Source organism: Cohnella rhizoplanae (assembly GCF_948329515.1).
GTDB classification, from domain to species: Bacteria; Bacillota; Bacilli; order Paenibacillales; family Paenibacillaceae; genus Cohnella; species Cohnella rhizoplanae.
Genome location: NZ_CAOJCN010000007.1, coordinates 209879 through 235831, shown reverse-complemented (window position 1 = coordinate 235831; position 25953 = coordinate 209879). Strand labels below are relative to the sequence as shown.

At 63.3% G+C, this 25953-nt stretch carries 25 protein-coding genes and 1 pseudogene; 18 read left to right on the top strand and 8 right to left on the bottom strand.

Going from position 1 to position 25953, the window contains the following annotated elements; translation table 11 throughout:
- Positions 1-65: 65 nt before the first annotated feature.
- Complete coding sequence (locus PQG80_RS13705) at positions 66-1550, bottom strand: HAMP domain-containing sensor histidine kinase (RefSeq protein ID WP_271751919.1); 1485 nt, start codon at positions 1548-1550, stop codon at positions 66-68.
- Entirely contained in the window at positions 1531-2220 is a 690-nt protein-coding gene (locus PQG80_RS13700; RefSeq protein ID WP_271751918.1) for a response regulator transcription factor, read from the bottom strand. Before PQG80_RS13700 ends, PQG80_RS13705 begins: the two co-directional genes overlap by 20 nt.
- A 279-nt stretch (positions 2221-2499) precedes the next feature.
- Here PQG80_RS13700 and PQG80_RS13695 point away from each other — a divergent pair, with 279 nt between their 5' ends.
- On the top strand, positions 2500-2976 hold the full coding sequence (locus PQG80_RS13695) for a hypothetical protein (protein WP_271751917.1): 477 nt from the start codon (positions 2500-2502) through the stop codon (positions 2974-2976).
- On the opposite strand, the gene PQG80_RS13690 is transcribed toward PQG80_RS13695, so the two are convergent.
- Positions 2973-3875 carry a helix-turn-helix transcriptional regulator gene (locus PQG80_RS13690; RefSeq protein ID WP_271751916.1) on the bottom strand — a complete coding sequence of 301 codons (903 nt, stop codon included), beginning with the start codon at positions 3873-3875 and terminating at the stop codon, positions 2973-2975. The genes PQG80_RS13695 and PQG80_RS13690 overlap by 4 nt on opposite strands.
- 135 nt (positions 3876-4010) lie before the next feature.
- On the opposite strand from PQG80_RS13690, the gene PQG80_RS13685 reads away from it, so the two are divergent.
- The 13 genes from PQG80_RS13685 (at position 4011) to PQG80_RS13625 (ending at position 17519) form a co-directional block, all read left to right on the top strand.
- Positions 4011-4919, top strand: coding sequence for a sugar phosphate isomerase/epimerase family protein (locus PQG80_RS13685; RefSeq protein WP_271751915.1), 909 nt, complete (start codon positions 4011-4013; stop codon positions 4917-4919).
- Between the two features lie 15 nt (positions 4920-4934).
- Positions 4935-5966: a Gfo/Idh/MocA family protein gene (locus tag PQG80_RS13680; RefSeq protein ID WP_271751914.1), complete on the top strand. Its 1032-nt coding sequence runs from the start codon at positions 4935-4937 to the stop codon at positions 5964-5966.
- A gap of 86 nt (positions 5967-6052) precedes the next feature.
- Positions 6053-6844: an alpha/beta hydrolase gene (locus tag PQG80_RS13675; RefSeq protein WP_271751913.1), complete on the top strand. Its 792-nt coding sequence runs from the start codon at positions 6053-6055 to the stop codon at positions 6842-6844.
- A 153-nt stretch (positions 6845-6997) separates the two neighbouring features.
- Positions 6998-8203 (top strand): nucleotide-binding protein, encoded by a 1206-nt coding sequence (locus PQG80_RS13670; RefSeq protein ID WP_271751912.1) that lies wholly within the window; start codon positions 6998-7000, stop codon positions 8201-8203.
- Complete coding sequence (locus tag PQG80_RS13665) at positions 8200-9435, top strand: TadA family conjugal transfer-associated ATPase (protein WP_271751911.1); 1236 nt, start codon at positions 8200-8202, stop codon at positions 9433-9435. Before PQG80_RS13670 ends, PQG80_RS13665 begins: the two co-directional genes overlap by 4 nt.
- Positions 9432-10172: a type II secretion system F family protein gene (locus PQG80_RS13660; RefSeq protein ID WP_271751910.1), complete on the top strand. Its 741-nt coding sequence runs from the start codon at positions 9432-9434 to the stop codon at positions 10170-10172. The genes PQG80_RS13665 and PQG80_RS13660 overlap by 4 nt, the downstream gene beginning before the upstream one ends.
- Positions 10169-11035: a type II secretion system F family protein gene (locus PQG80_RS13655; RefSeq protein WP_271751909.1), complete on the top strand. Its 867-nt coding sequence runs from the start codon at positions 10169-10171 to the stop codon at positions 11033-11035. The genes PQG80_RS13660 and PQG80_RS13655 overlap by 4 nt, the downstream gene beginning before the upstream one ends.
- 20 nt (positions 11036-11055) lie before the next feature.
- The gene (locus PQG80_RS13650; RefSeq protein ID WP_271751908.1) at positions 11056-11310 is read left to right on the top strand and encodes a Flp1 family type IVb pilin; all 255 of its coding nucleotides are present in this window, start codon (positions 11056-11058) and stop codon (positions 11308-11310) included.
- 120 nt (positions 11311-11430) lie between these two features.
- A complete protein-coding gene (locus PQG80_RS13645) occupies positions 11431-12039 on the top strand; it encodes a hypothetical protein (protein ID WP_271751907.1) in 609 nt (202 codons plus the stop codon).
- 41 nt (positions 12040-12080) lie between these two features.
- Complete coding sequence (locus PQG80_RS13640) at positions 12081-14378, top strand: TadE/TadG family type IV pilus assembly protein (RefSeq protein ID WP_271751906.1); 2298 nt, start codon at positions 12081-12083, stop codon at positions 14376-14378.
- Positions 14365-15294 carry a TadE family protein gene (locus PQG80_RS13635; protein ID WP_271751905.1) on the top strand — a complete coding sequence of 310 codons (930 nt, stop codon included), beginning with the start codon at positions 14365-14367 and terminating at the stop codon, positions 15292-15294. Before PQG80_RS13640 ends, PQG80_RS13635 begins: the two co-directional genes overlap by 14 nt.
- Before the next feature lie 2 nt (positions 15295-15296).
- Complete coding sequence (locus PQG80_RS13630) at positions 15297-15785, top strand: A24 family peptidase (protein ID WP_271751904.1); 489 nt, start codon at positions 15297-15299, stop codon at positions 15783-15785.
- 57 nt (positions 15786-15842) lie between these two features.
- Positions 15843-17519, top strand: a complete 1677-nt coding sequence (locus PQG80_RS13625) for a DUF6382 domain-containing protein (RefSeq protein ID WP_271751903.1) — start codon at positions 15843-15845, stop codon at positions 17517-17519.
- A 1-nt stretch (position 17520) separates the two neighbouring features.
- On the opposite strand, the gene PQG80_RS13620 is transcribed toward PQG80_RS13625, so the two are convergent.
- From PQG80_RS13620 to PQG80_RS13610, 3 genes are read right to left on the bottom strand one after another with little or no spacing between them, the layout of a single operon-like run.
- The gene (locus tag PQG80_RS13620; protein WP_271751902.1) at positions 17521-18435 is read right to left on the bottom strand and encodes a TIGR01777 family oxidoreductase; all 915 of its coding nucleotides are present in this window, start codon (positions 18433-18435) and stop codon (positions 17521-17523) included.
- 21 nt (positions 18436-18456) lie between these two features.
- The gene (locus PQG80_RS13615) at positions 18457-18927 is read right to left on the bottom strand and encodes a hypothetical protein (protein ID WP_271751901.1); all 471 of its coding nucleotides are present in this window, start codon (positions 18925-18927) and stop codon (positions 18457-18459) included.
- Positions 18928-18985: 58 nt separating this feature from the next.
- Entirely contained in the window at positions 18986-19456 is a 471-nt protein-coding gene (locus PQG80_RS13610; RefSeq protein ID WP_271751943.1) for a DUF2621 domain-containing protein, read from the bottom strand.
- Between the two features lie 305 nt (positions 19457-19761).
- On the opposite strand from PQG80_RS13610, the gene PQG80_RS13605 reads away from it, so the two are divergent.
- The 4 genes from PQG80_RS13605 to ppnP all read left to right on the top strand — a co-directional run bounded on the left by PQG80_RS13605 (position 19762) and on the right by ppnP (position 24521).
- Positions 19762-20892: a deoxyribonuclease IV gene (locus tag PQG80_RS13605; protein WP_271751900.1), complete on the top strand. Its 1131-nt coding sequence runs from the start codon at positions 19762-19764 to the stop codon at positions 20890-20892.
- A gap of 69 nt (positions 20893-20961) precedes the next feature.
- Entirely contained in the window at positions 20962-21864 is a 903-nt protein-coding gene (gene purU, locus PQG80_RS13600) for a formyltetrahydrofolate deformylase (protein WP_271751899.1), read from the top strand.
- Positions 21865-22068: 204 nt separating this feature from the next.
- The gene (gene tkt, locus PQG80_RS13595) at positions 22069-24081 is read left to right on the top strand and encodes a transketolase (protein WP_271751898.1); all 2013 of its coding nucleotides are present in this window, start codon (positions 22069-22071) and stop codon (positions 24079-24081) included.
- 122 nt (positions 24082-24203) lie between these two features.
- Complete coding sequence (ppnP, locus tag PQG80_RS13590) at positions 24204-24521, top strand: pyrimidine/purine nucleoside phosphorylase (protein ID WP_271751897.1); 318 nt, start codon at positions 24204-24206, stop codon at positions 24519-24521.
- A gap of 85 nt (positions 24522-24606) precedes the next feature.
- On the opposite strand, the gene PQG80_RS13585 is transcribed toward ppnP, so the two are convergent.
- Together PQG80_RS13585 and PQG80_RS13580 are read right to left on the bottom strand one after the other, a co-directional pair.
- Entirely contained in the window at positions 24607-25014 is a 408-nt protein-coding gene (locus PQG80_RS13585) for a PilZ domain-containing protein (RefSeq protein WP_271751942.1), read from the bottom strand.
- Positions 25009-25890: pseudogene (locus PQG80_RS13580) on the bottom strand (NAD(P)-dependent oxidoreductase); the annotation flags it as partial. The pseudogene PQG80_RS13580 and the gene PQG80_RS13585, both read right to left, overlap by 6 nt.
- Positions 25891-25953 lie beyond the last annotated feature (63 nt).

Here is a 25953-nt window from a genome sequence, read left to right as displayed (position 1 = left end):
AGTTACCTCGAAAAGCAGCGTAACTGCTGAGTATGCAGCTATATCCGCACAACTGCTATTCGCGTTCAAGATTCCTTCCTCGGCAGCAGGAGCCGGAACGCGGTGCCCTGCGGCGAGCTGCGCAGCAGCGAGAGGCTGCCCCCCATCGCCGCGGCCAGCATGCGGCTGTAGGTCAAGCCGAGGCCGAGCCCGCTTACGGATGTCTTCTTATCCTTTCCCCTGTAGTATCGCTCGAAGATCAGCCCCTGCTCGGTCTCCGGTATGCCGGGTCCGTCGTCCTCCACGATCACCTCGTACCAAGGCTCCGGCATCGGTCGCATCGAGATCCGGATGCTGCCGCTGCCGCCCATCGCCTGGCTGGCGTTGTTCAGCAGATTGACGACGATCTGCTGGATGCGCGCGGCGTCCCCCGCGATCTGCCCGCTCTCCTCGGGAAAGTCGGTCGCGATCGTCAGTCCGCCTTCCTCGTCAAGCAGTTCCCATTGATAGACGACCTCGCCGAGCAGCCGGCCGAGATCGAGGTCGTCGCCGCGGACGTCGATGCTGCCGGAGGCGAACGCATTGAAGTCGAGCAGGTCGCCGACCATGCGCTGCAGCTTCAGCGTCTGCTCCAGCGAGATGTCGAGGAACTCTTTCGCCTCGTCGCCGGTCACCACTTCGTCCCGGACCGCGCTGACGAGACCGCGGATCGAAGCGACGGGCGTTTTGAGCTCGTGGGTAACGCCCGCCAGCAGCTCCGTGCGGAGCTCCTCCAGCCTGCCCAGCCGCGCCGCCATCCCGCGGAACGAGACGAGCAGTTCATGAAGCTCCTTTTCCTTTATATCCGTCGGCACGTCGATCTTGTAGTTGCCGGCTTCCACCTGCTGCAGCGCCTCGCGGAGGCGGTAGATCGGCTTGCGCAGATGGCGGGACAGCAGGAAGATAATCGTCCATCCGAGCGCGCCGGCGCAGAGCAGCAAGGAGACGATCAGCGTATAATTCAGGTCGACGCGAGCGAGCTCGCCGTAACCGTAGACGATCAGCAGCGATCCGGCCGGGACTTCTCCATGCTTCAGAGGCACGGCCAGCGCGTAGGCGTCGCCCGTTCTCGATGCGGAAGGATGTTCGGACGGAGGCGGGGCCGTAGGTAGAGAAGGAGCGGGAGGAGCGGAGGGCGCAGCCGGAGAGGCGGACGAGCCTCCTCCTGCGGCTCCTTCTCCGGATGTCCCATCGGTCGCGCCGGCGGGCCCGCTCTTGAAGAAGGCCAGCCTGCCGTCCGGTTCGAATACGTAGAGCGCGAACTGGCCGGGCAAATGATACTGGCGCTGCGTGCGGTCGATCCATTCGTAAAAGTCGGCCGGTATGCGAATGGCCCCGTCATCCCCGACGACGTAATCGGCGGCCGCCACCGAGAAATCCCGAAGCGATTGCTTGCGCTCGCCGACCGTATCGTGACGGAGCCATATCGCGGACGCGATGCCGATCGCGAGCAGGCCGACGAACAGCGTGAGGACGTACCGGTACGTCCATCTGCCCAGCAGGGTCAGGCGCCTAGCGGCTCGTGTCGGCATACAGCTGATACCCCGTTCCCCGCAGCGTGCGGATCTCGCCTTCCTCCGCCGGCCAATGCAGCAGCAGCTTCCGCAGGCGCTTGATCGCGAGATCCACGGCCCTGTCGCTGCCTTCGTAGTCGATTCCCCATACCTTCTCGATCAGCTGCTCCCGCTCGAAGATCCGGTTCGGATGCTCCGCAAGGAACAGAAGCAGCGACAGGTCGCGGGGCGTAATCGAGAGAAGCACGCCGTTCAGATATACCGAACGCGACTTGAGGTCGATCCTGAAGCTCCCGTAGACGATCTGATCCGCGCCGACGAGCGAGTGAGGCGGGCGCCTGAGCACGGCCTGGATGCGCGCGACGACCTCTCCGGGCTCGAACGGCTTGGCGATATAATCGTCCGCCCCTTCGTTTAATCCCCGGATGCGGTCGCCGACGTCTCCGCGAGCGGTCAGCATGATGACCGGACACGGCCCTTTTTCGCGTATCGCCCTCAGCACCTCCCACCCGTCCAAGCCGGGCAGCATCACGTCCAGCAGCACCAGACTGGGCTTCGACGCGCCGAACGTCTCGAGCGCCTGGCGTCCGTCCTTGCATATCAGGCATTCGAAGCCCGCCTTGCGTATGTATGCGGCGAGCACGCGGGAGATGGCTTCCTCGTCCTCGACGATCATGATCGGTTCCATGCGACGTCCTCCGATATCGGCCGGCGGATCGCCGACGCGGATTGATTGATCCAAATTATACACCGGCTCGAAGCCTCGCGGCTGCGCGAATTCGGCGGATACGGCTATTTTACTTTCCCAACGTGTCGGGACGATGTCGGGCGGCGTTTTTTTTATCTATGCGTATGCGAAGTGTTAAGATGGACTACAAAAGAATCGGATAAGGCGGTGACGACGGTGGGTACTGATAGTCAGGATGCGAAGCGGCTTTACTTGGAACACGGAGGGAGCACCGTTCGGATGTACCGGGCGGGAGTTTACGAGGCTTACAAGGCAGGCCAAGTACCGCCGGAGACGGAGGCGCTGTGGCTGGCGGAGCTGATCGAAGGGTACGCAGGCGCGCTGTCGATCCGCGACTGGGAGGCCGTCTCCGGACTGGAAGCGGTCGCGAGGGAGCATAAGGACGCGCGCGCCGTGCACCATACGGTCAAGTTCGCGGCCAGGCACCTGATGAGCGCGGACAGCGCCGTGAAGCTGATATACGCCGAGCGTCTCGTCGCGATGCTGAAGGCGCTGGGCGGCTCGCTGTCGACGGAAGCGCTGCACGAGGCGATCCGGACGGCCAAGGTGGTGCTGGACGACGTCGTCGCGAAGCCGCTGATCCTGGACCCCGGCCACGACCTGGAGTCGCTCGGCATCAAGGACAAGCGGGCCATGAACCAGCGCGCGGGCACGGCGGTCGAAGCTTTGAAGGCGCTGCTGGACGGACGCGATTAGCCGTCCCGTTCGCCGCCGCGCCCCTTTTTCGCCTCCGAGGGCGTCATGCCCCTGAACTGTCGGAACAGCTTCGTAAAATAGTTCGGATTGTCGATGCCCACCCGCTCGCCGACCTCGGTGACCGTGAGCTCGCCCTCCCGGAGCAGACGGTCCGCCACGTTCATGCGATGCTGGTTGACGAACTCCACGAAGGTGCGCCCGGTCGCGTTTTTGAACACTTTGCAGAAATGATAGGGGTTCAGGCTGACCAGCTTGGCTGCGGCTTCGATCGTCAGCTTATCCGCGTAATGCGCCTCGATATGAAGAATAAGCGACTTGAACCGCTCCATCCGGCGGCCGGAACGGTCCGCCTGCTCGCCTTCGCGTTCGGGCATGCGGAACCTTGCGGCCAGTGCAAACATCTGATACAGCTTCGACTTGACGACGAGCTCGTAAGCCCGGCTTTTCTCCGCGTATTCCTCCCCGATCTCCCGAACGATGCGCCGCATCGTCTCGCAGGCCGCTTCGTCCGCTCCGAAGCGGACCGGGAACCGCTGTCTGCCCTCTACGTACGCGGACAAATAGCGGTCGTGAAGCGGATCGACCGATAGACCTTGCAGCAGCGACCGGTTGAAGACGAGCGACCAATACTCGACCGTCCCTTCGTCCAACGCGTATCCGACATGCAGCCCGCCCGATGGTACCAGCAAGAGGTCGCCGGGTTCGGCCTCGTGCGGCTGGCTGTCGATATGGAAGATCGCGCGTCCGGACACCATGTAGATCCATTCGAAGTGGTCGTGCCAATGCAAATAAAGCGCGCTGCGGCCGACCGGGCCTGCGGGGCAGACGTTGCGGAACAGATTGACGGGGTAGGCACCGTCGCTGAGATAGGTGTTTTCTCTTAATTCCGGCGGATGCATGCAGCTCCGAGCCTCCCCCCCGATAAGCCCAAGATCGGGCTAGTTAACCGCAAGATCGTATAGAGATGATACGCTTACATCGCGATATAATCGACCTAGTTCAATTAATATAGCTCAGGATCGGAGTGGAACACAATGACCGAAAATTTCATCGGCAAGCATACGGGGATCCGGATCGGCACCTTGGTGGGCGGAGGGGACGCCGCGCGCGTGATCCCGCAGATCGCGCCGCACGGCTTCGAATCCTTTAACCTGACATACTGGCAAACGACCGGCGGCGCAGATCTCGCGGAGACCGCGAAGCGGGTACGGGAAGCGATCGGGGACCGGGATATCGTCATCTCGGCTGTAAGCGTATTCGGAAATCCCCTCACCGGGCACGGCGACAATGCGGACACGCTGGCAAGCTGGGAGCGTCTCATCGATCACGCGCATCTGTTCGGGGCGGACATCGTATCCGGTTTCACCGGCAGGCTCGTCGGAGAGCCGATCGACGCCTCGATCCCGAGGTTCGCGGAGGTATTCGGCGAACTCGCCCGGCGGGCGGCGGACAAGGGCGTTCGCTTGGCCTTCGAGAACTGCGACATGGGCGGCGACTGGCGGAGCGGCGACTGGAACATCGCGCACAATCCGACGGCCTGGGAGATGATGTTCGACAGCGTTCCGCTGGACAATATCGGACTCGAGTGGGAGCCCACCCATCAAATGGTCAGTTTGATCGATCCGATTCCGCAGCTGCGCAAGTGGGTGGACCGCGTATTCCACGTGCACGGCAAGGACGCGACGATCGCCTGGGACGTCGTGCGGGAGCACGGCGTTCACGGACCCAAGCCGTTCGTGTGGCACCGTACGCCTGGATTCGGCGATACGAACTGGTCGGACGTGATCACGATCCTGCGCCAGTCGGGCTATCGGGGGACGATCGACATCGAGGGCTGGCACGATCCGGTGTATAAGGACGAGCTGGAGATGACGGGACAGGTGCACGCATTGAATTATTTGAAGCGGAGCCGCGGCGGCGATTTCGTGCCGAATCCGGCATAAGGGGAGGACTTTTGGATGAGCGATTATAAGATCGTAGTGGCCGGCTGCGGGGGGATGGCGCGGACCTGGGTGGAGTATGCGCTCGCGCGCGAGGACGCCGAGATCGTCGGATTGGTGGATATCAAGCAAGAGTTCGCGCAGGCGATGGCGGACCGGTACGGCCTGACCTGCGGCACGTACACGGATCTGGAGCAGGCGCTCTCCGAGACGGGCGCGAATCTCGTATTCGACGTGACGATACCGGCGAGCCACTTCGCCGTGTGCAGTACAGCGTTGAATGCGGGCGCAAACGTATTTGGGGAAAAGCCGATGGCCGAGACGATGGAAGCGGCGCGCGAGCTGATCGGGATCGCGGACCGGACGGGCGGGTCGTACGCCGTCATGCAGAACCGGCGCTACGATGCCAACATTCGCGCGCTGCGCGGACTCGTGCAGGGCGGCGCGATGGGCAAGACGGGATACGTCGGCGCGGACTTCTTTATCGGCGCGCACTTCGGCGGCTTCCGTGACGCGATGGACAGCCCGCTTATATTGGACATGGCGATCCATACGTTCGACCAGGCCCGGTTCATCACCGGCGCGGATCCGGTATCGGTCTACTGCCACGAATTCAATCCTCCGGGCTCCTGGTACGCGGGCAACGCGTCGGCGATCTGCGTGTTCGAGATGTCCGACGGCTCCACGTTCTGCTACAGAGGATCCTGGTGCGCGGAGGGCGCCCCGACCTCTTGGGAGTCCCAGTGGCGGATCGGCGGAGAGCGCGGCACGGCCATATGGGACGGCGCCGGGGCCCCCTATGCCGAAGTCGTCGCGGGCGGCGATCAATCGGATAAGTTTAACCGGGATTACGAGCGGGTCGAAGCGGTCTTCGATTGGCAGGGGCGGTCCGGACACCACGGCTGCCTCGACGAGATGTTCGCTTCCCTCGCGGAGGGACGCCGGGCGGAGACCGATTGCCGCGACAACGTCAAGAGCATGGCGATGGTGCTCGGCGCGATCGACAGCGCGCGGACGGGCGCGAAGGTGGACCTGCGCGGCTACTATTAAGCGCGGCGGCGCTTCTTGCGGCGAAGGCGGCAATCTTCTACTATGTAAAAGATAGAGGCTGATATCCGCAGGAGGCGAGAGAGTCGATGGCACTAATTCAATGCGGTTTTTTTGCGCAAACGCTCGGTCTGTCCATGAGCATGAACGTCGTGATTCCGGAGCGCAGCTACGGGATCGGCGTAGAGGCGAGCGGCGCGCCGGCGGGGGGCAAGTATCCGGTGCTGTACCTGCTGCACGGCCTGTCCGACGACCATTCGATCTGGCTGCGGCGCACGTCCGTAGAGCGCTATGCGGCGGAATACGGCATCGCCGTCGTCATGCCGGAGGTGCACAGAAGCTTTTACACGAATATGAAAAGCGGGCTTGACTACTGGACGTTCATCAGCGAGGAATTGCCGCACGTCGCGCAGTCGCTGTTCCCGATCTCGGGCAAGCGGGAGGACAGCTTCGCCGCGGGCCTCTCGATGGGCGGGTACGGCGCGATGAAGCTCGGGCTGCGCGCGCCCGATAAGTTCGCGGCCGTCGCGAGCCTGTCTGGCGCCATGGATATTCTGGCATTGAATTATGAAGGGGCCCCGCTTTCTCAGAAGGAATATAGCTGGATCTTCGGCAGCGTAGAGGAGGCGACCGGCTCCGACGACGACCTGTTAGCGCTCGCCGAGCGCGCCTTTTCGGCAGGCGTTACGCTGCCCAAGCTCTATCAGTGGTGCGGCACCGAGGATTTCCTGTACGCGGACAATATCCGGTTCCGCGATCATGTCCGCTCGCTGGGCATCGACCTCGATTACGAGGAAGGTCCGGGCGATCACGGCTGGGGCTACTGGGACACGTATATTCAGCGCGTGCTGGCCTGGCTGCCGCTGCAAGGCCGGGCCTGATCGCGGCGGAAAAGGATTGACGGAGTCGCCGAGCCGTGATAATTTAGACGTATATTCAAACGTTCGGCATGCGGAAGCACCGCTAATTTCGATGAGATTCATCGGAATTGGCGGTGCTTTTTTGTCGTTGCCGGCGAAGGGAGGATCAAGATCATGGGAAGACGTCTGGCGGTAGCGGCGCCGCAGCCGGGGTACGCGAGCCGGCTCGCGCTCTACCTGAAGGAGCGGGAGCCGGAGACGGAGGTCGCGGCGTTCACGCATGCGGACACGCTGACGCTTTATCTGCAGGACAGTCCGGGGGCCGACCTCCTCGTCGTCCAGCAGTCGATGCTGGACGACGTCAGGCGGGCGCTGCCGAGCGGTACGCGCATCGTCGTGCTGGTCGAAGGCGGCGCTTCGGGCGAGTATGAGGGATTGCCCGCCATCGGGCAGTACCAGCCGCTGCCGCGGCTTGCCGCCGAGATTCGCAGGTATACCGCGGCCGCTCCCGCAGTACAGAGGGAAGGCGCGGAGGTGTGGACGGTCTATTCGGCCGGCGGAGGCGCGGGCAAGACGACGCTCGCGCTGAATCTGGCCCGTCAAGCGGCCGAGCGCGGATACAGCGTCATGTATCTGAATCTTGAAGCGCTGAGCGGCGCGGGCTTACTGTTCGGCGCCGGCGAGACGGACGGGCTGTCCAGGCTGCTGTACGAGCTGACGGCGCATCCGGCTTCGGCGGAGACGCGCATACGCGGCCTTGGCGCCAGAAGCTCGGCGATCGGCGCCGGCTATCTCGACGCGGCCGACCATCCGGCGGAGCTGCTCGCGATGACGCCCGAGCGGCTCGAGGCGCTTATTGACGCGCTGCGCCGTCACGGCGGCTTCGATCTTATCGTCGCCGATCCCGACGGGGGCTTCGCCGGCTGGCAGCAGCGATTGCTCGAGCTCAGCGCCAGGATCTGCTGGATCGCGGCGGACGACGCCCAGCTGCTGCGCAAGACCGATCTCATGCTTCGCGAGTGGGACGGCAGGCTGACGGATCTGCCGGCCAGGTCGACGCTCGTGCTGAACAAGTCGCTCGCCGAGCCGTCCGCCGACGCGACGCGGCTCTCGGGCGGGGCGCCGTGGCATACGCTGCCCTTCGTTCCGCAGTGGAAGCGCGTCGCCGACATGAGCGCGCTGCTCGGGGCTCCCGCGTTCTCCGGCGGCGTGGACCGGCTGCTCGACCGGCTGGGCTATGCGCGGCCGGGGGAGCGGACAGAGCCCCGGAATCCGTCGCAGCGGGAGATCGGTTACCCCTCGAGCCGTTCCTCCGGGAGAAGCCCGGGGGACGGCGAGCTTCGCGAGCGTCCGATTGCCGCCGGAGGCGGCTATCGATGATCGGCGCGGAGCTTACGGCCGACGAGATCGCCGCGGTGCGCGAGCGCGTGAGGGCGAGACTGGATTGGGACTCCGCCGTGACGGACCCGGAGCTCAGAACGCTCATCGAGGCCGAGCTGTTCGCGGTTCCGCGCATGGGGCGAATGACGTCCGAGGAGCGGGGGGCGGCCGTGAGCAGGCTGTTCCACTCCTTCAGAGGGTTGGATGCGCTGCAGCCGCTGCTCGAGGATCCGGAGGTTACCGAGATCATGATCGTCGGGCACGAGCGTATCTTTATCGAAAAAAGCGGCAGGCTGCAGCTCGCTCCGCTTGGCTTCGAGAGCCGCGAACGGCTGGAGGACCTGATCCAATCCATCGTCGGCCAGGTCAACCGCATCGTGAATGAGGCGTCGCCGATCGTGGACGCCCGGCTCCCGGACGGCTCCCGCGTGCATGTGGTCCTGCCGCCCGTCGCGCTGCAGGGACCAACCGTCACGATCAGACGGTTTCCCGCGCGCCCGCTGGGAATGGACGACCTGGTGAAGCTGGGGGCGCTCGAACCGGAGGCCGCGCACTTGCTTAGGCGGCTCGTGCGGGCCAAGTACAACCTCTTCATCAGCGGCGGCACCGGTTCCGGCAAGACGACGTTCCTGAACGCGCTTGCCCAGTGGATTCCGTCCGACGAGCGGGTCATCACCATCGAGGACGCGGCCGAGCTGCAGATCCGGGGCATTCCGAACCTCGTGTCGCTGGAGACGCGCAATGCCAACACTGAAGGCAAAGGCCGGATCGGCATGCGCGACCTGATCCGCGCCTCGCTGAGAATGCGTCCCAACCGGATCATCGTCGGAGAGGTGCGGGGAGAGGAAGCGCTGGACATGCTGCAGGCGATGAACACCGGGCACGAGGGGAGCTTGTCCACAGGCCACAGCAACACCGCCCGCGACATGCTCTCCCGGCTGGAGACGATGGTGCTGGGAGGCTCGGACCTGCCGGTCGCGGTCGTAAGGCGGCAGATCGCTTCGGCGCTGGACGTCATCGTGCATCTGAGCCGTTACCGGGACGGCAGCAGGCGCGTCGTGGAGATCAGCGAGGTCGCGGGGCTTCGGGACGGCGAAGTGGATTTGCATCCGCTGTATCTCCGCGAGGGGGGAGGCGAGTCCGGAGGCGGGCTGCGCCGGGCAGGAGAATTGAGGGACTGCCGCAAGTGGGATGCGGCTGAGCCTGCGGGAGAGGAGGAAGATCGTCGATGATGGATTACCGCGTGTACGAGCTGGACCGGGCGCAGCGGATCTATGCGGCGGCCGGCGCCGCCTGCATCGGATTCGCCGCCGTATGGCTGCTGTACCGGCAGCCGCTGATCGCCCTGCTGGCGACGCCTCTCGGTTGGTACGGGCCCAAGTTTCTGGCGAGGTTCTTGCAGCGGCGCAGGCAGGAGCGGCTCCGGCTGCAGTTCAAGGAGATGCTGCAGACGCTGTCGTCGCTGCTCTCCGCCGGCCGCTCCGTGGAGACCGCGTTCGGCGCGCTCGAGGGGGATATGGCGATGCTCATCGGGGACCCCGAGGCGCCGCTGCTCCGGGAGATCCGCGCGGTCGTCAACCGGCTGCGCAACGGCGAGCCGCTGGAGGTATCGCTCAGCGATCTTGCCGTGCGGAGCGGCATCGAGGAGATCGGGAACTTCGCCGAGGCGTTCCGCATCTGCAAGCGCTCGGGCGGCGATCTCGTGGAGGTGATGCGGCGCACCTCGGGACTGATCGGGGAGAAGCTGGAGGTGGAGCTCGAGGTCGGCGTCATGATCGCCCAGAAGAAGTTCGAATCCAAACTGATGATGGTTATGCCATTCGGCTTCGTGGGCTTGCTCGGCTCCTTCGCGGCCGACTACATGCAGCCTCTGTATCGGGGCGGAGGGCTCCTCGTGCTGACCTTGTGCCTGGGTGCGCTGGCGGGCGTGTGTCTGTGGATGTCGCGGATCATGGACATTCGCTTATGATACGGATCGCGCTCGGATCGCTCGTAATGCTGCTGTTGGCCGGGTATGCCGTGTTGCTCGCGGAGACGTATCGAACCAAGGCTTGGGGCCGTCCCCGTCACGTCCTGCTGGACCCGATGTCCACGCTGCTCGGCCGCCGTTCCGTATGGACGAGGCTCGCCCCCAAGCTGCATCGGGAGCAGGCCGCGCTGTCCGTACTGTCCGGCGACAGGGACGTGCCGGCGCGTCTGCTGCGACACGCTGCGGAGTCTGCCGGCTACGCGTACTGCGCGCTGCTGGCCGGCTCGGCGCTGGGGTGGCTGTCCGGCAGCGGCGCGCTGACAGGGCTGGGCGCGCTAGTAGCGGCACTCTTGCCGCTCATGAAAAGAAAAGAGCTGTTCGGCAAGCTGGACGATCGCAGACATCGGATCGTGATGGAACTGCCCGAGCTGTTGAACCGCCTCCTGCTCATGGTCAACGCGGGCGAAAACGTGCTTCGCGCGTTAGAGCGCTGTCTGGATAGGCCCGCAGGGGGCAGGGACGTCGGCGGCCATCCGCTGTATGCGGAGCTCGAGGCGGCGGTGACGGCGGTGAAGAGAGGGGAATCGTTCGTCTTTGCCTGGGAGGAGTTCGGCCGCCGGTGCGCCGTGCCGGAAGCGAGGTTGTTCGCCACGACGCTGTTGATCAACGCCAGGCACGGGGGCGTTACGTTCGTAGCCGCGCTGCGCGAGCTGTCCCGCACGTTGTGGGAGAAGCGCAAGGCGGCAGCCAAGACGCTCGGCGAAAGGGCATCCTCGAGGCTCGCTTTTCCGCTGGCCGTCATTTTTCTGGTCATATTGGTGCTGGTGGGCACGCCGTCGATCTTGCTGATGGCAAACGGATAAATTTTAAGGGGGACTCATTAATGAACATTCAACGTCTTTATATCGGTTTTGGCAGGTTCGTTTCGATTAGGCTGACATCCGGCAGTTTGGCATCCAAGCTTACAGCTAAGCTAACCGCGTTTTGGAGAAATAAAGAAGGCCTCGGCACGCTGGAGATCGTACTCATCGCAGCCGTGATCATCGCGATCGCGGTGCTGTTCAGGGATTGGATTCTTGATTTTCTGGAGCGTCTGTTCGGCAAGGTGGAAGACAAATCCGACTCGTTCTTCGGTTAAGGCCAAATGGTCTATCTCTATCGTCGCGAAGCCCCTGCCGGCCCGGTTTCGTATCGCATTCGCGGCTGCTTCGTCGCTTTATGGCGGCAGCGGTCCGGATCTTATTCGCTCGAAGCGAGCATGCTGATGCCCATGCTGCTGATCGTGACGTTTTTGCTTCTCTTTTACGCGCTGTACACCGCTCAGAACGCGATCGTTCGTTACAAAGCCTCCGTGACGACCGAGCGCGCGGCGTTTAACTGGGGCCACGCGGGCAGCGAGTTCGGGACAGGCGCTTATGCGGACGGGCGGTATGACGGGTTGTATTGGCGCCTGACGGACGACGCGCTGCTCCAAGGCTTGTTCGGCTGGCAGGCAGACGAGTCCGCGGATACGCTCGGCTACCCCGATACGGAGGATCCGGGCGAACGACTGACGCTGCGCAAGCTGTATCCCGCGGCCGAGGCGCTCGGCACCAACTGGCGGGGCAGCATCGGCTACGAGCGGGGGGCATTGTCGCGGGAGATTCGGACATCCGCCGCGGATCCCGGCGAACTCAGTCCGCTGGCGTCGCTGCGGGGGTCCGCCGTAGCATCCGCGGAGGCATCGTCCCCGGTCACGGAGCCGGCCGAGTGGTTGCGTACCTTCGACCTCGCGCGTTATTACACGGCGAGGGCCGCAGGACAGAGCGGCGGATCGAAGCCGTATCTCGATAAGGCCGGCGCGATATTGAGCAGAAAAAGCGGCTGACGACTACGCCGCTATGCGGCAGGTTAGAGGAGGGTGGGGTGGTGAGCGGCATGCTCGGATCAATATATCGGCGCCTTGTCCGCGGATCCTCGGGGACCGTTACCATATACCTTGCGGCAGTGATGGCGGGGATGATTTTCCTCACAGGAACGCTTATCGACTTCGGCCGGATCGCGGCCTTCCGCAACCAGGCGGAGTTGGCAGTCAAAGCAGGTTCGAGAGCGGTGTTGTCGGCTTACGACCCGCTGCTGTACCAACGCTACGGCTTATTCGGGACGGGGGGCAGCACGTCCGAGGCCCTGCTCTCCGAAGTGCTGGCGGGACATACGGAGACCGAAGACGCGGACGCGCTGAGGCTGCTGGATACGGAATGGAGCGAGGCGGAGGTGCTGGAGAGCAGGCCGCTCGCCGCTCACGGTATTTTCAGGCGGCAGGTGCTCGAGGAAATGAAGTATAAGGCGCCGATCGATCTGACGATCGATTTGGCTTCCCGATTCAGAGGATTGCCCGCGTTGATGAAGGAGGCCCGCAAAACCTCGGATCTGCTGGAGGATATGCGAACGGCATACGAGAAGCGGGAGAAGGCTCTCGACCGTGCGCTTCGTCGCCAGAAGGAAGCGGGAGACAGCTTCGCCGGGAGCTTGCGGGGACTCGTCCCGCAGCCGCCTACATCGCTGACCGGCAGCAAGCAGGCAGGAGATGTTCGAGATACTGCGGACGCCGCCCTCATGTACGGGGATTATGCAGCGAAGCGGGCGGAGGACGCGGCCCGAGCGGAGGCGCGGCGCCTGCGGGAAGCGGAGTCGGCGCAGCATTCGCCCGCTCCGACCGCTTCGCCGCGGCCGCGGCCGAGTCCGACGCCCGAGCCCGACGACGGTCCGCGATACGGCGCTCAGATCGCCGCCTACGAACAAGGCGTCCAGCGCTTGTCGGGCCAGCTCTCGGCCAAGGCGTCGCAGGCGTCGGCCGCAATGGAAGAGGCGCTTGCAGCGGCCTTGCGCGACATCGAGGAAGCCGGGTCCGCGAACCGCGAGATGGCCCGGATCGCGGAGACTGCCGAAACGGCGGCGCAGACGCCGGCGGAATGGCCCGCGGAGACGGGAGCAGGCGGATTCGACGGCGGAGAAGCGGGTTCGCTACGCGAGCTCAGGCGTACGACGGCAGACATGGTGCTGACGGACGCTTACTGGACCCGTTACCGGGACGAGCTGGCCGGCCTGCGAGAGTCAGGCGGCGAATTAAAGGCAGCCGCGACGTCGTTCGCGGGCACGCTTGGCGCGGCGCCGGGATCGTCCGGCATGGACGGCGCGCTGCGCCAAGGCGCCGAACGCCTTCAATCGCTCCTCTCCGTCTTTTCGGGCAGGTACGGCGCCTCCGGAAGCGTCACCGCCGGGCGGATCGACGCGCTCCGTTCCCAGCGGGCGGGCGACGAGGAGCGCAAGGCGCTGGAGGAGCGTTCGAGGAGTGCCTGGTCCGGGGCTGCCGCCTTTTTAGGCACGCTGTCCGGTCTCCGTTCGTCGCCCGAGGAAAGGCAGGCGTTCGACAGGGTACGCGGTCTCTATGAACGCAACCTTTCCTGGAACAAAGTCCAGGTAGAAGCGGCTGCGTCGGCGCGGCTACCCGTCGATGCTTCGGAAGGGCGCAAGGCAGCGTTCTCGTCCGCCGACGGTTGGATGGATGCGTTGGGAGACGGCGTCGGCGGATTAAGAGACGCGGTCTATTTCGCCGAATACTCGTACGCGCGATTTACGATGGCCGAGCCGTCCGCTGTGAGGTCGATGCTCAACGGGGGCGGAGCAGGCCTGCTTATGCCGCATGCGCAGGAGAACGAATACATCTTGTACGGACTCGGCAATCCAGCGGCGAACATTTCGGCTGCGTACGGCGAGATATTCTCGCTGCGCCTTGCGGTCCGGACGATGGAGGGGCTTATTGAATGCCGTTCGTACGGTCATCCGCTGGTCGTATTGGCCGCAGCAGCTCTCTACGGCATTTCCGAGGCGGTCAAGGATATACAGGGGCTGCTCGATAAGGGCGTGATCCCGTTGTCCAAGTATGCGAAGATCGACACCTATTACAAAGATTACATCCGATTGTTTCTGCTGCTGCACGGCGGCTCGGACGCGCAGACGGCCCGGCGTATCGCCTTGATCGAGGACGGGCTGGACGTCGATCTTCAGGAGGCGTATACCTATGCGAGCGTGCGCGGCGTTTCCTCGATTCGCTTGTGGTTTCTGCCTGGCGCGGCCAGGCTGGCGGGGAAGACGGCATCGTGGAAAGGGACGGTGAAGGGAAGCCGTTATGAGGCGACGTATGCGGCGAATTATGGATACCAGTAGGCGGCGGTCCGGCAACGAAGGGAGCCTGACGCTTGAGGCCGCGCTCACCATGCCGATCGTCATGATATGCGTACTGTTTCTCATCTATCTGATTCACGCATCGATCGTCTCGATGGCCCTCCAGGGTGCGCTCTCCCAGACGGCAAGGCAGACGGCCGCAGTCTGGTATCCGTTGGCGGAGAGCATCGCCGAAGCGCAAGCTGCGACCGGCAGCGAACCCGGCTCGGCTTGGAAAGACAGGCTGGCGGGTACGCAGGAGACCGTCGGCAAGATCGCGCCCTATCTGCCCGAACCGCTTTCGACGTGGGCCGGCCATTTTGCGGACGGAAGCTGGTATCCGGACGCGCTGGCGGCCAAGCTGGCGCTGGAGCCTCGCGTTGCGGAACGACTGCGGAAGTCCATGGTGCAGCCGTCCAGGATGAAGTTGACGAAGGTCGAGCTGCCCGATGCGGAGGACAGTTCCCGGGCGTTTCTCGTGCTCGAGGCCGAGTACAGGCTGCCTTTCTCGTTTCCCTGGTCGGGCCGGCCGCTCATCCTCCGGGCGTCCGTCCGCGAGCGGGTATGGACCGGCGGCGAACGCTTGGCTTCCGCCGCTCCGACGGACGGTCAAGATTCGGGCTCGCTAGCCTTTGTCTCGCTCGAGCCGAGTCCCGTTCAGCGCGGACGCCGCATAACCTTGGTTCTGCGCGCGGAACCGGGCGCCTCGGTCGATCTTAAGGTGGTCTACAAGAGCGGCCTGAGCCAGGCGCGGCATTTGGGGACGGCCACGGCGGATGCCGCCGGAAACGTGTCCTGGACATGGCTCGTCTCCGGCAATACGACACCGGGGGAGTGGGCCTGGGTGGCCTCCTACGAAGGCGGGAGTCTGCAGCAGACGTTTCAAGTTCAATCTAAAACCGTAGGGAAAGGAGGCTAGCCGTGCATGCGTTCGTAACGACGGCGACGGCCGTACTGTTGCTCTGCGCTTGTTGGACCGATATTCGGCGCATGGAAATACCCAATATACTGTGCCTCGTATTTGCCGCCGGGGGCTTCGTCTTTCAGTTAGCCGCAGCCGGCTCGGGCGGCGTATGGTTTGCGTTGGGAGGCTTTGCCACGGGCTTGGTTCCGTTATGGCTGCTTCATGCCGCGAAGGGACTAGGCGCAGGCGACGTCAAATGGTTCGCCGCCTTTGGCGTCTGGGCCGGAGCATCCGCGGTCCTGCAGCTGGCGGCAGCGTCTATGCTGATCGCCGGAGCAATCGCGGTAGTCCTGCTGTCGTGCCGAATCCCCCTCGTCCGCCCTTGGGCCCTCAAGCTGAGATGGCCGTGGGGCATTCATCCGGCGCATGCCGGAAAAGGCGCGAAGTTCCCGTTCATGCTGGCGGTCGCGCCGGCGTACGCGCTGCTCGCGTGGAACGGCGGTTGAAAAGATGAGGCGGGGAAGCAGAATCGACAGCTCACGGACAAGTAAAGGAGGGATGACATGACGGAACTGAATACGAAATTCGAGCAAAGACGCGGCCTATGGATGGTTCTCCGGCGGCACTCGCCTTGGCGCCGGGAGGAGCTTGACCGGGTGCAGGTCGGCATGCTTCAGGCCTGCTCGATTCCCGGCATCCTGCCGATGGCCGTAGAGGAGCTTGACGGCGAGATTCGGCTGCGATACCGGCTCACGGGCTGCAAGATGCTCAGCCAAGCGCTGCGTACCGAACGTTGGACGATGACCGACGCGATGGCCGCGCTGTGCAAGCTGGCGGAGACCGCCGAGCAATGCCATGATCATATGCTGGATTTTAGAAGTCTTCTTCTCAAGGACGATTATATTTTCGTAGGGGACGGTTGGCACGATCTGCGCTTCGCGTACTTGCCAATCGCAGCCAGCGGGGAGGACGACGATGGAGCGGATATAGAACGATTGATCGTCCGGTGGCTGATGCGCACGGAAGATCCGGACGGCAAGACGATGCAACGATTGCTGGAGATGACGGCTTCCAAGAAATTCGTCCCTTCGGCACTGAGAGACTTCGCGCGCCGGTATTTATGCGAAAGGGCGGAGGAGCGTGCGGGCAGCATCGGCGCCATCACCCATCCGGGCATCGGATTCGGGCATTTGCGAGAATCGCAGGTGCCGGTCGCTTCCGCCATACATGCGAATAACGATCCGCGAGCAGATCAGCCCGGCATTAACCCGCGCGATTCATGGGCTGCTTCAAGTCCGGCAAAGCCGACGATTCGAAAAAGGGACGAAGCGGACGGTTCTTCCTGGCATCGTCTCGGCGCAGAGCCGGCTGCAAGCGTTCAGAGACAGGGAAGCAGCGACGCGGTACGGGAGGAGGAGCCCCGGCGAATCTATGGAATACCGGCAGGCATGAGCGTGGTTAGATGGCGGGTCTGGCTGGCCGCGCTGGCTGCCGTCGCGGCCGGCATCGCATGGAAGATTTTGTACGTCGACGCTTCCGGAACCCCAGGTCTGGCGCTATCCCTCGGCGCTACCGCAGCATGCGTCGGCTTGTGCTTGTATTTGTGGAACGGCTGGCCGCCTAAAGGGGGCGGGGAAGCAAAGCGCGATATGGAGATCCCGCCGGCAGTGCCTTCCGCGATTCAGGCTCCGGCGATATCCGCCCAGGACGAGCTCCCGGCTTGGCCGGTTCGTTTGAATCAAAGGGACGAGGGCGGGAGCGTAAGGGAAGCAGGCGCGTCGGCAAGATTCGAGCCTTTTGGTGGTACGGCGCGGCAGGATGGGGGGGACGAAGAAGCACAGATCGGGGAAGAGGGGGAACCTCGGCCGCAAACGGAGTGGCTGCCCGCGAGGCGGGACGCGACGGAGCTGCTCCAGGCCGCGATGCCGGCTAAACCCGTAGAGTGCTACCTCGAATGGGAATCCGCGGATCGTCCGTGCCGGGTCGCGCTTCAGGCCGACTCGGTGATCATCGGCCGTTCGCGCGAGGCGGCGCAGCACGTCGACGAATCCAGCGGCGTATCGCGTGCGCATCTGGAGATGCTCCGGCAGCAGGGAGGATGGGCGGCCAAGGACCTGGGCTCGCGCAACGGCAGTTGGTTGAACGGTCAACCAATGGCGCCCTACGAGGCCTATCCGCTCGCCGCCGGCGATTGTCTTCAAATGGCCGGATCGATCTACCGCTTCCACGCGTCCGGTTGAGTTAAGCTTGGCCTTCTATATCCCTAAGCGCCTCGGCGAGCCGAGGGAAACGAAATTCGTAGCCGTGCCCCAGCGCCTTGCGCGGCACCGCGAACTGTCCGGTGAGCAGCAGCGCGGACATCTCGCCGAGCGCGGCGCGGATCGCCCAGGCCGGCGCGTGAAGCCAATAAGGGCGGCGTAGGACCTTGGCTAAGACTCTGCCGAAGGCGTCATTATCGACCGTCTCCGGCGCGACCGCGTTGACAGGACCGGATATGGCTGGCGTATCCAGGCAGAGCAGGATGAGGCCGACGATGTCGTCGATATGAATCCAGGGCATGCCCTGCCTGCCTGAACCGAGCCGGCCGCCCGCGTACAGCTTGGTAGGCAGGCTGAGCATCGGGTAGGATCCGCCGCTTTTCCCCAAGGCGAGCCCGATTCGCAGCTTGACGATCCGGCCGACGGGGATGCGGTCGGCTGCATTTTCCCATTGCACGATCGTCTCGCTCAAAAAGTCGGAGCGGGACGCCGGTGCGCCCTCGTCCGATGGAGCCGGGTACCGTCCGCCGCTCGACTCTGCATGACCGTATACCGAGATGGCCGAGGCGTTGACGAGCGTTGCAGGAGCATGCTGCATGCGGCCGACGATGCCCGCGATGCGCGCGGCCGCATCCTGTCGGGAGGATACGATGCGCCGCTTGGCCTCGCGCGTCCATCTGCGGCCGATGCTCTCTCCGCTCAGGTTGACGATCGCGTCGAGCGGGCCCGTCAGATCCGGCGCGGCTTGCCACTCGTCCCAAGTCGCATAAAGCAAGCCTGCGGCAGGTGCCGCAGGCTTGCTCCGGGTAATGATCCATACTTCGTCTCCGCGCGCGGAGAGAGCTTCGGCCAACGCCGAACCGATAAATCCGGTGCCGCCGCAAAGCGCTGTTCGCATGGTCTCACCTCTTCATTAGGCTTATTGCTTGTCGATCGAGGTAATGACGTACTGCTCGATCGTCTCGTTATCGCCTTTGATCTCATTGATCTTGTACTTGAACTTTACCTTGATGCTGTCGTCCCAGGATGATAGCTTGTCCGATATCTCATCGTCGATCTGATACGCCCGCACGCCGTCGGCGCTCTCGATCTCGATCGAATGATTGTCGATCTGGCCGTTGTACGTGCCGGTCGACTCTTTTTCCTGCTGCTCTCCCGATGGAGTCGCCGTAGGCGATGCAGCCGCGCTGCCTTCAGGCTGTGCCGAAGAAGAGGGAGAGGCTTCGGGCGACGTTGATGGAGACGCAGAAGCCGATGCGGATACGCTGGACGCAGGGGAAGATTCGCTTCCGTTTTTGTCGTTGCTGCAGCCAGCGCCCGTGAGCAGCATGGCCAACACGGCGACGGCCCAGGCCGAATTTTTTCCGTATCGATTCAGTTGATTGAACATACCGAGACCACCTCCGAACTGAAGTGCGGCTCCCTGTCTGGAAGTTCCGCTACTTAGGTTAGACGACAGGAGGTGCCAAAGGTTTCGTTTTTTCCGTATCGAGCAGATGCTTGTAGGGCGCGTAATCGATGCCGTTGCTGTCCAGGAAGCTGATCAGAAAGGCGTGATCGCGCTTCGGCGTCGCCAAAATATAGCCTTTGATGCAGTGCTCCTGCGTCACTTTCCCTTCGCCGCTCTCGACGGCCAGCTGTCCGATCTTCGCCGCGATCGAATGCTTGGCGATATCGCGGAAGGCGTTCGGGACGGGAGAGGCAAGCTTGTCCAGCATCGCCTTGGATTCCTCGTTCCACAGCGGACGGCTGAGCTCCACCCAATGGTTCTGCCAGTCGAGCTTGGATTTGCCGTCCGCCTTGGGCAGCACCTTCAGAAACTTGCGAAACATGAAAAAGCCGCCGATGCTCATGAAAACGACCAGGACGATGCCCCAAAACGCAATAAAGTACATAAACCAATCGGGACTGGATTTCATCATAAAAGTCACCTCGCTTACGAAATTATATCGTATTTCCAGAAGTTTGTCCGCTTTTGCGAGATCGTTCCCTATCGGTTCGCTTTTACTATTATCGCCCGTTGCTGCGCGCTCGAGACGCACGCTTAGGCGGATTTTCCAACAGCGGCGGCGCACGGCCGGAGCCATTGTCCGCAACGCTCGCCCGCTCTATTTCCCGTCTCTCGTCTTCTAGATTTATTTCGAGGTTCGCGCTACAATAGGGTGTGATTTCAATGGACGGCCCCGGGCATCGCAGGGCGCCGCAGACGGAGAGGAGTAAGGCCATGCTGAAGATCGGTTCCCACGTGTCCTTTTCGGACAAGGGATTGCTGACGGCGACGGATGAAGCCAAGTCCTATGGCTCCAGCTCGTTCATGATCTACACCGGAGCCCCGCAGAATACGAGGCGCAAGCCCATCGAGAGCCTGTACATTCCCGAGGGAAGGGAAGCGATGGCGGAGGCCGGGATCGGCGAGATCGTCGTCCACGCGCCGTATATCGTCAACCTCGGTTCTTATAAGGAAGATACGTTCGAGCTGGCGGTAAACTTCCTTCAGGAGGAAGTGCGCCGCACGGACGCCATCGGCGTGAATAATATCGTGCTGCACCCGGGCGCGTACACGGAGAAGGATCCGGAGTACGGCATCGCCCGCATCGCCGAAGGGCTGAACGAGGTGCTGGACGCGACCAAGCACACGAACGTTAATATCGCGCTTGAGACGATGGCCGGCAAGGGGACCGAGATCGGCCGCAGCTTCGAGGAACTGGCCTCCATCATCGAAAAGGTGCATGACAACCATCGCCTTACGGTCTGCCTCGACACCTGCCACGTGCACGACGCTGGCTATGACATCGTGGACGACCTGGACGGCGTCCTGCAGTCGTTCGACCGCACGGTCGGGCTCGACCGCATCGCGGTCGTCCATCTCAACGACAGCAAAAACCCGCGCGGCGCGGGCAAAGACCGTCACACGCCGGTCGGCTCCGGCTGGATCGGTTACGATGCGATCAACAACGTCGTGAGCCATCCTGCCCTCGCCGCCAAGCCGTTCATTCTCGAAACGCCGTGGATCGGCAAAAAAGCCGGCAAGGAGCGCCCGATGTACGAGGCGGAGATCGCGCTGCTGCGCGGCGAGGTCGACCTGCGGTTCGGCGGCGAATTCCTCGAGGACGTGGAGCGTTTGCATCACTTCTTCTCCAAGCAGGATATCGACCACCGTTCCTTCGTGCTCAATACCTGGGAGCTGCTGAAGTCCGACGCCAAGGCGCGCAAGGCCGATCCGCGCGAGCCGCTGGAACGCCTGTACGATCTGGCCGCCGAGCATCGCGTGCTGTCCGGCGATTACAGCGAAGAAGCGATCAACCAACGTCTCACCGTGTATCTGGCGGGCAGGGAATGGTTGGCTAAAGTATAATGCAGAGAAGGATCTGGCAATTCGAGTCAGAACAGCGAAGTTTCCGATAGAGAGGCAGAGGAACCCGTCATGACCCAGAACGTCTATCAACCGCAGGACAGCAAGGGCCGCGAGGAGAACGCGAACCGCGCCCGGATGCTTATCTCCTGCCCCGACCGGCCGGGCATCGTCGCCGCAGTCTCGCAGTTCCTGTACGAGCAGGGCGCGAACATCCTGCAGTCGGACCAATACACGACCGATCCGGAGAGCGGCATGTTTTTCATGCGCATCGCCTTCGACCTTGCCGGCCTGGAGCAGAACCTGCCCGCGCTGCAAGAGGACTTCGCCCGGATCGCCGACCGCTTCGAGATGCGCTGGAGCGTGTATCGCGCCTTGCGGCGCAAGCGCCTCGCGATCTTCGTATCCCGCGAGGATCACTGCCTGCTCGAGCTGCTCTGGCAATGGCAGGCCGGCGATCTCGACGCCGAGATCAGCATGGTCGTCAGCAACCATAACGACATGCGCGGACTCGTCGAATCGTTCGGCATCCCGTTCCACCATATCCCGGTCACCGCCGAGACGAAGGCGGAGGCGGAGAAGCGTCAGCTGGAGCTGACCGCCGGCAAGGTGGACCTGGTTATTCTCGCCCGGTACATGCAGATCATCACGCCGAAGTTCATCGAGCACTTCACGAACCGGATCATCAATATCCACCATTCCTTCCTGCCGGCGTTCGTCGGCGGCAAGCCCTACCATCAAGCCTACGACCGCGGCGTCAAGCTGATCGGCGCGACGGCGCACTACGTGACGGCCGAGCTCGACGCGGGCCCGATCATCGAGCAGGACGTACAGCGGGTCAGCCACCGGAACAACGTCGAAGAGCTGAGGCGCATGGGAAGGCATATCGAGCGCATCGTGCTGGCCAGAGCCGTGAAGTGGCATATCGAGGACCGCTTGGTCGTCTACCAGAACAAGACCGTAGCCTTCATTTAAAAGCGTCTTGCGGAGCATGGATAATCTTGCGCAGAGCGGCGGACGATAAGCATCAAGCGCGGACAGCTTGTCCGTACAAGCAATCTGGCAAACGGACTACCCCCATGATACAATAGGCAAGGCCGAACTGCGCCGATTTAACGGATTAACGCATTTAACTCTTAATCACGCAACAACGCAGATAAAGGAGGTCGTTTTTTCATAATGACAGCAAACGCCAAGACGATTGATCAGCTCTCCGTGACGACGATCCGCACGCTCGCCATCGACGCGATCGAGAAGGCCAAGTCGGGACATCCGGGCATGCCGATGGGCGCCGCGCCGATGGGATACCAGCTCTTCGCGAAGTCGATGAAGCATAACCCTTCCCAACCGAGCTGGATCGACCGCGACCGCTTCGTCCTGTCCGCGGGACACGGCTCCATGCTCTTGTATTCACTGCTGCACCTCTCCGGCTACGATCTGCCGATCGAAGAGCTGCAGAACTTCCGCCAATGGGGCTCGAAGACGCCGGGGCATCCGGAATTCGGCCATACGGCGGGCGTCGACGCGACGACCGGTCCGCTCGGGCAAGGCATCGCGATGGCGGTCGGCATGGCGATGGCGGAAGCCCAGCTGTCGGCTACATACAACCGCGAAGGCTACGAACTGATCAACCACTTCACGTATTCGATCTGCGGCGACGGCGATCTGTCCGAGGGCATCTCCTCCGAATCCGCTTCGCTGGCGGGCCATCTGCAGCTGGGCAAGCTGGTCCTCCTGTACGATTCCAACGATATCTCGCTTGACGGCGAGCTGTCCCTGTCCTTCTCCGAGTCCGTGGCCAAGCGCTTCGACGGCTACGGCTGGCAGGTGCTGCGCGTGGAAGACGGCAACGACCTGGACGCGCTGAGCAAGGCGATCGCCGAGGCGCAGGCCGAGACGCGCAAGCCGACGCTGATCGAGGTGAAGACCGTCATCGGCTACGGCTCTCCGAACAAGGGCGGCAAGGGCGGCCATGCCGGCCCGCACGGTTCGCCGCTCGGCACGGAAGAAGCCAAGCTGACGAAGTCGTTTTACGATTGGGATCACCCGGAATTTTTCGTGCCCGACGAAGTGCGCGCGCACTTCGCCGAGGTCAAGAGCCGCGGCGAGCAGGCGTATGCCGCTTGGGAAGAGCTGTTCGGCAAGTATAAGGCGGCTTACCCCGAGCTGGCGCAACAGTTCGAGGACGCGCTGGCGCGCAAGCTGCCGGCAGGGTGGGACGCAGACCTGCCGAAGTACACGACCGAGGACAAGCCGGTCTCGACGCGCGTCGCTTCGGGCAACGCCCTGAACGGCCTCGCCAAAAACGTGCCGAACCTCGTGGGCGGCTCCGCCGACCTGGAGAGCTCCACGATGACGCACTTGAAGGGACTCCCGGTATATCATGCCGAAGACTACAGCGGCCGCAACATCTACTTCGGCGTGCGCGAATTCGGCATGGCCGCTGCGATGAACGGCATCTCGCTGCACGGCGGCTTGCGCGTATACGGCGGCACGTTTTTCGTCTTCACGGACTATCTGCGTCCGGCCGTGCGCCTCGCGTCGATCATGGGACAGCCGGTCGTCTACGTCCTGACCCACGATTCGATCGCGGTCGGCGAAGACGGACCGACGCACGAGCCGATCGAGCAGCTCGCTTCGATCCGCGTCATTCCCGGCCTGACCGTGCTGCGTCCGGCCGACGGCAACGAGACCTCCGCCGCATGGGCTTACGCGCTTGAGAATACCGGCAACCCGGTAGCCCTCGTCCTGACGCGTCAGAACCTGCCGATCCTCGAGGGCTCGGCCGAGCTCGCCCGGGAGGGTATCAAAAAGGGCGGTTACGTGCTGTCCGAGGCTGCCGGCGAAGAGCAGGGCATCCTGATCGCCACGGGCTCCGAGGTCCAGCTCGCTGTCGCCTCCCAGAAGGCGCTCGCCGAGCAAGGCATCCACGTCCGCGTCGTGAGCCTGCCGAGCTGGGATCTGTTCGAAGCCCAATCCGCCGAATACCGCGAGAGCGTGCTGCCGAAGGGCGTCAAGGCGCGTCTTGCCATCGAGATGGCATCGCCGTTCGGCTGGGAGCGCTACGTCGGCGACGGCGGCGCGGTGCTGGGCATCTCCACGTTCGGGGCTTCCGCGCCGGGCGACCGCGTGATCAAGGAATACGGCTTTACGGTCGAGAACGTGGTGGAGAAGTTCCGCAAGTTGATCTGATGTAACATGCGGATTTGCGCAGGAGAGCCGGCCCCGAGACGGCGGCCGGCTTTCCTGCGGCATGGACGCGTTAACGCTTTGCATAATAGAAGCATCGCATTCGATGCAGGAGGCTATCATTCATGTCCCAATTCGATCAAGTCAGCGTCGTCAAGCAAGCCAACATTTATTTCGACGGCAAGGTGACGAGCCGCACCGTGAAGTTCGCGGACGGCACGCGCAAGACGCTCGGCATCATGCTGCCGGGCGAATACGAGTTCGGCACGGACCAGAAGGAAGTCATGGAGATTCTGGCGGGCGAACTGACCGTTCAGCTGCCGGGCAGCGACGAATGGATCTCGATCTCGGGCACCGGCGAGTTCACCGTGCCCGCGAACGCCAAGTTCAAGCTCAAGGTGACGCAGGTCGCGGATTATGTCTGCTCGTACCTGGACGCCTAATCGCACGATGCAAAAAAAGCCTTCGATGCCGCGATATGCGGCTCGAAGGCTTTTTTATGCAGTCCGTCGACGAGCCTAATTCGGCTCAGCCGTGCGATTCGATGTATTCCTTGAGCTGCAGGCGCTGGTACAGGGCCAGTCCCGACAGCAGGCAGCCGTAGTGGAAGAGCCCTTCCTTGCGCTCGATCCGGATGATGCGGGCCGTCATCGGAGGCAGGCTGGTCTCCTGCTGGAAATGGATGACGACGAACATGTCCTTCTCGAGCGGTATCGACGAGGCGATCTGCAAGCCGTCCTCGGAGACGTCGCTGAGCACCGCCTCCACGCTCTGGCCGGCGAAGGAGCCTGCCTCCTGCCACTGATAGATCGAGATCATCAGCGGGATATTCAAGGCGACGCGCTTCTGCTTGCGGCGGTCGGACTCCGACTCCGCGGCGGCCGTCGTCTCGGCTGCCGCGGAGGTCTCTGCTTCGGCGCGCGAATCTGCGCCGATCCGGCCGCCGATCCACTGCTCGTACAGCTTGGCGAGCGCGGCCAGATCCTCTTCGCCGTAGCCCGCGGCGGCGCCCGCCTGGAACAGGCTCTTGGACGCCTCGAGCATCGGCGTCGGCACGCCCAAGCCGTCGGTCAGCACGGACGACAGCTTGAGATCCTTGAGCATCAGGGCCAGCGAGAACTGGACGCTGAAGTCGTGCTCGATGATCTTGCGGCCCTTGAGCTCCGCCTGCTTGCTCGCCGCGCCACCGCCCTGGACGACGCGCAGGAACGAGGACGCGTCGATCCCTGCTTTTGCCGCGATCGCCATCCCTTCGACCAAGCCTGCGGCATTGATGCCTACGATCGTATTGTGCGCGAGCTTGGCCGCAGCGCCGCTGCCGCTCGGCCCCATGTACAGCACCTCGCGTCCCATGGACAGCAGCAGCGGCTTCTGATCCTCGACGATCTGCGCGTCGCCGCCGGCCATGAACAGGAGGGTGCCGTCGATCGCGGCCGGCTTGCTCCCCGTCACCGGCGCGTCGAGGAAATCGCAGAACGCGTCGGCAGCATCGCGCGCGAGCCTGCGCGCCAGCGCGGGAGAGATGGTGCTGCTGTCGATCAGCACCGTGCCGGGCTTGAGGCCGGCGAACACGCCCTCCGAGCCGTAATACACTTCTTCAACGGCCGCATCGTTGCTGATCATCGTCACGACGACGTCCGCGTTCCGGGCCGCTGCGAGCGGCGTGTCGGCTTCCTCGGCCCCGAGCTCGAGCAGTTCTCCTGCCTTGCCCGGCGAACGGTTGTATACGACGACGGCGTAGGACTTGCGCAGCAAGTTGGCGGCCATCGGCAATCCCATCGTGCCCAGACCGATAAACGCGATCGTTGGCATCCGTATTTCCCTCCCATAATTCGATTCAATTCCTTCATTATAGGAGAAGTGGCGTCCCGTGAA

What these genes read in the sequence shown, in the direction of transcription:
- PQG80_RS13605 (WP_271751900.1), top strand. Translation starts at nt 19,762, where the DNA reads ATGCTGAAGATCGGTTCCCACGTGTCCTTTTCGGACAAGGGATTGCTG.
- PQG80_RS13670 (WP_271751912.1), top strand. Translation starts at nt 6,998, where the DNA reads ATGGGAAGACGTCTGGCGGTAGCGGCGCCGCAGCCGGGGTACGCGAGC.
- PQG80_RS13650 (WP_271751908.1), top strand. Translation starts at nt 11,056, where the DNA reads ATGAACATTCAACGTCTTTATATCGGTTTTGGCAGGTTCGTTTCGATT.
- PQG80_RS13665 (WP_271751911.1), top strand. Translation starts at nt 8,200, where the DNA reads ATGATCGGCGCGGAGCTTACGGCCGACGAGATCGCCGCGGTGCGCGAG.
- PQG80_RS13660 (WP_271751910.1), top strand. Translation starts at nt 9,432, where the DNA reads ATGATGGATTACCGCGTGTACGAGCTGGACCGGGCGCAGCGGATCTAT.
- PQG80_RS13625 (WP_271751903.1), top strand. Translation starts at nt 15,843, where the DNA reads ATGACGGAACTGAATACGAAATTCGAGCAAAGACGCGGCCTATGGATG.
- PQG80_RS13610 (WP_271751943.1), bottom strand. Translation starts at nt 19,456, where the DNA reads ATGAAATCCAGTCCCGATTGGTTTATGTACTTTATTGCGTTTTGGGGC.
- PQG80_RS13705 (WP_271751919.1), bottom strand. Translation starts at nt 1,550, where the DNA reads ATGCCGACACGAGCCGCTAGGCGCCTGACCCTGCTGGGCAGATGGACG.
- tkt (WP_271751898.1), top strand. Translation starts at nt 22,069, where the DNA reads ATGACAGCAAACGCCAAGACGATTGATCAGCTCTCCGTGACGACGATC.
- ppnP (WP_271751897.1), top strand. Translation starts at nt 24,204, where the DNA reads ATGTCCCAATTCGATCAAGTCAGCGTCGTCAAGCAAGCCAACATTTAT.
- PQG80_RS13655 (WP_271751909.1), top strand. Translation starts at nt 10,169, where the DNA reads ATGATACGGATCGCGCTCGGATCGCTCGTAATGCTGCTGTTGGCCGGG.
- PQG80_RS13695 (WP_271751917.1), top strand. Translation starts at nt 2,500, where the DNA reads ATGTACCGGGCGGGAGTTTACGAGGCTTACAAGGCAGGCCAAGTACCG.
- PQG80_RS13675 (WP_271751913.1), top strand. Translation starts at nt 6,053, where the DNA reads ATGGCACTAATTCAATGCGGTTTTTTTGCGCAAACGCTCGGTCTGTCC.
- PQG80_RS13690 (WP_271751916.1), bottom strand. Translation starts at nt 3,875, where the DNA reads ATGCATCCGCCGGAATTAAGAGAAAACACCTATCTCAGCGACGGTGCC.
- PQG80_RS13700 (WP_271751918.1), bottom strand. Translation starts at nt 2,220, where the DNA reads ATGGAACCGATCATGATCGTCGAGGACGAGGAAGCCATCTCCCGCGTG.
- PQG80_RS13615 (WP_271751901.1), bottom strand. Translation starts at nt 18,927, where the DNA reads ATGTTCAATCAACTGAATCGATACGGAAAAAATTCGGCCTGGGCCGTC.
- PQG80_RS13645 (WP_271751907.1), top strand. Translation starts at nt 11,431, where the DNA reads ATGCTGATGCCCATGCTGCTGATCGTGACGTTTTTGCTTCTCTTTTAC.
- PQG80_RS13620 (WP_271751902.1), bottom strand. Translation starts at nt 18,435, where the DNA reads ATGCGAACAGCGCTTTGCGGCGGCACCGGATTTATCGGTTCGGCGTTG.
- PQG80_RS13635 (WP_271751905.1), top strand. Translation starts at nt 14,365, where the DNA reads ATGGATACCAGTAGGCGGCGGTCCGGCAACGAAGGGAGCCTGACGCTT.
- PQG80_RS13680 (WP_271751914.1), top strand. Translation starts at nt 4,935, where the DNA reads ATGAGCGATTATAAGATCGTAGTGGCCGGCTGCGGGGGGATGGCGCGG.
- purU (WP_271751899.1), top strand. Translation starts at nt 20,962, where the DNA reads ATGACCCAGAACGTCTATCAACCGCAGGACAGCAAGGGCCGCGAGGAG.
- PQG80_RS13685 (WP_271751915.1), top strand. Translation starts at nt 4,011, where the DNA reads ATGACCGAAAATTTCATCGGCAAGCATACGGGGATCCGGATCGGCACC.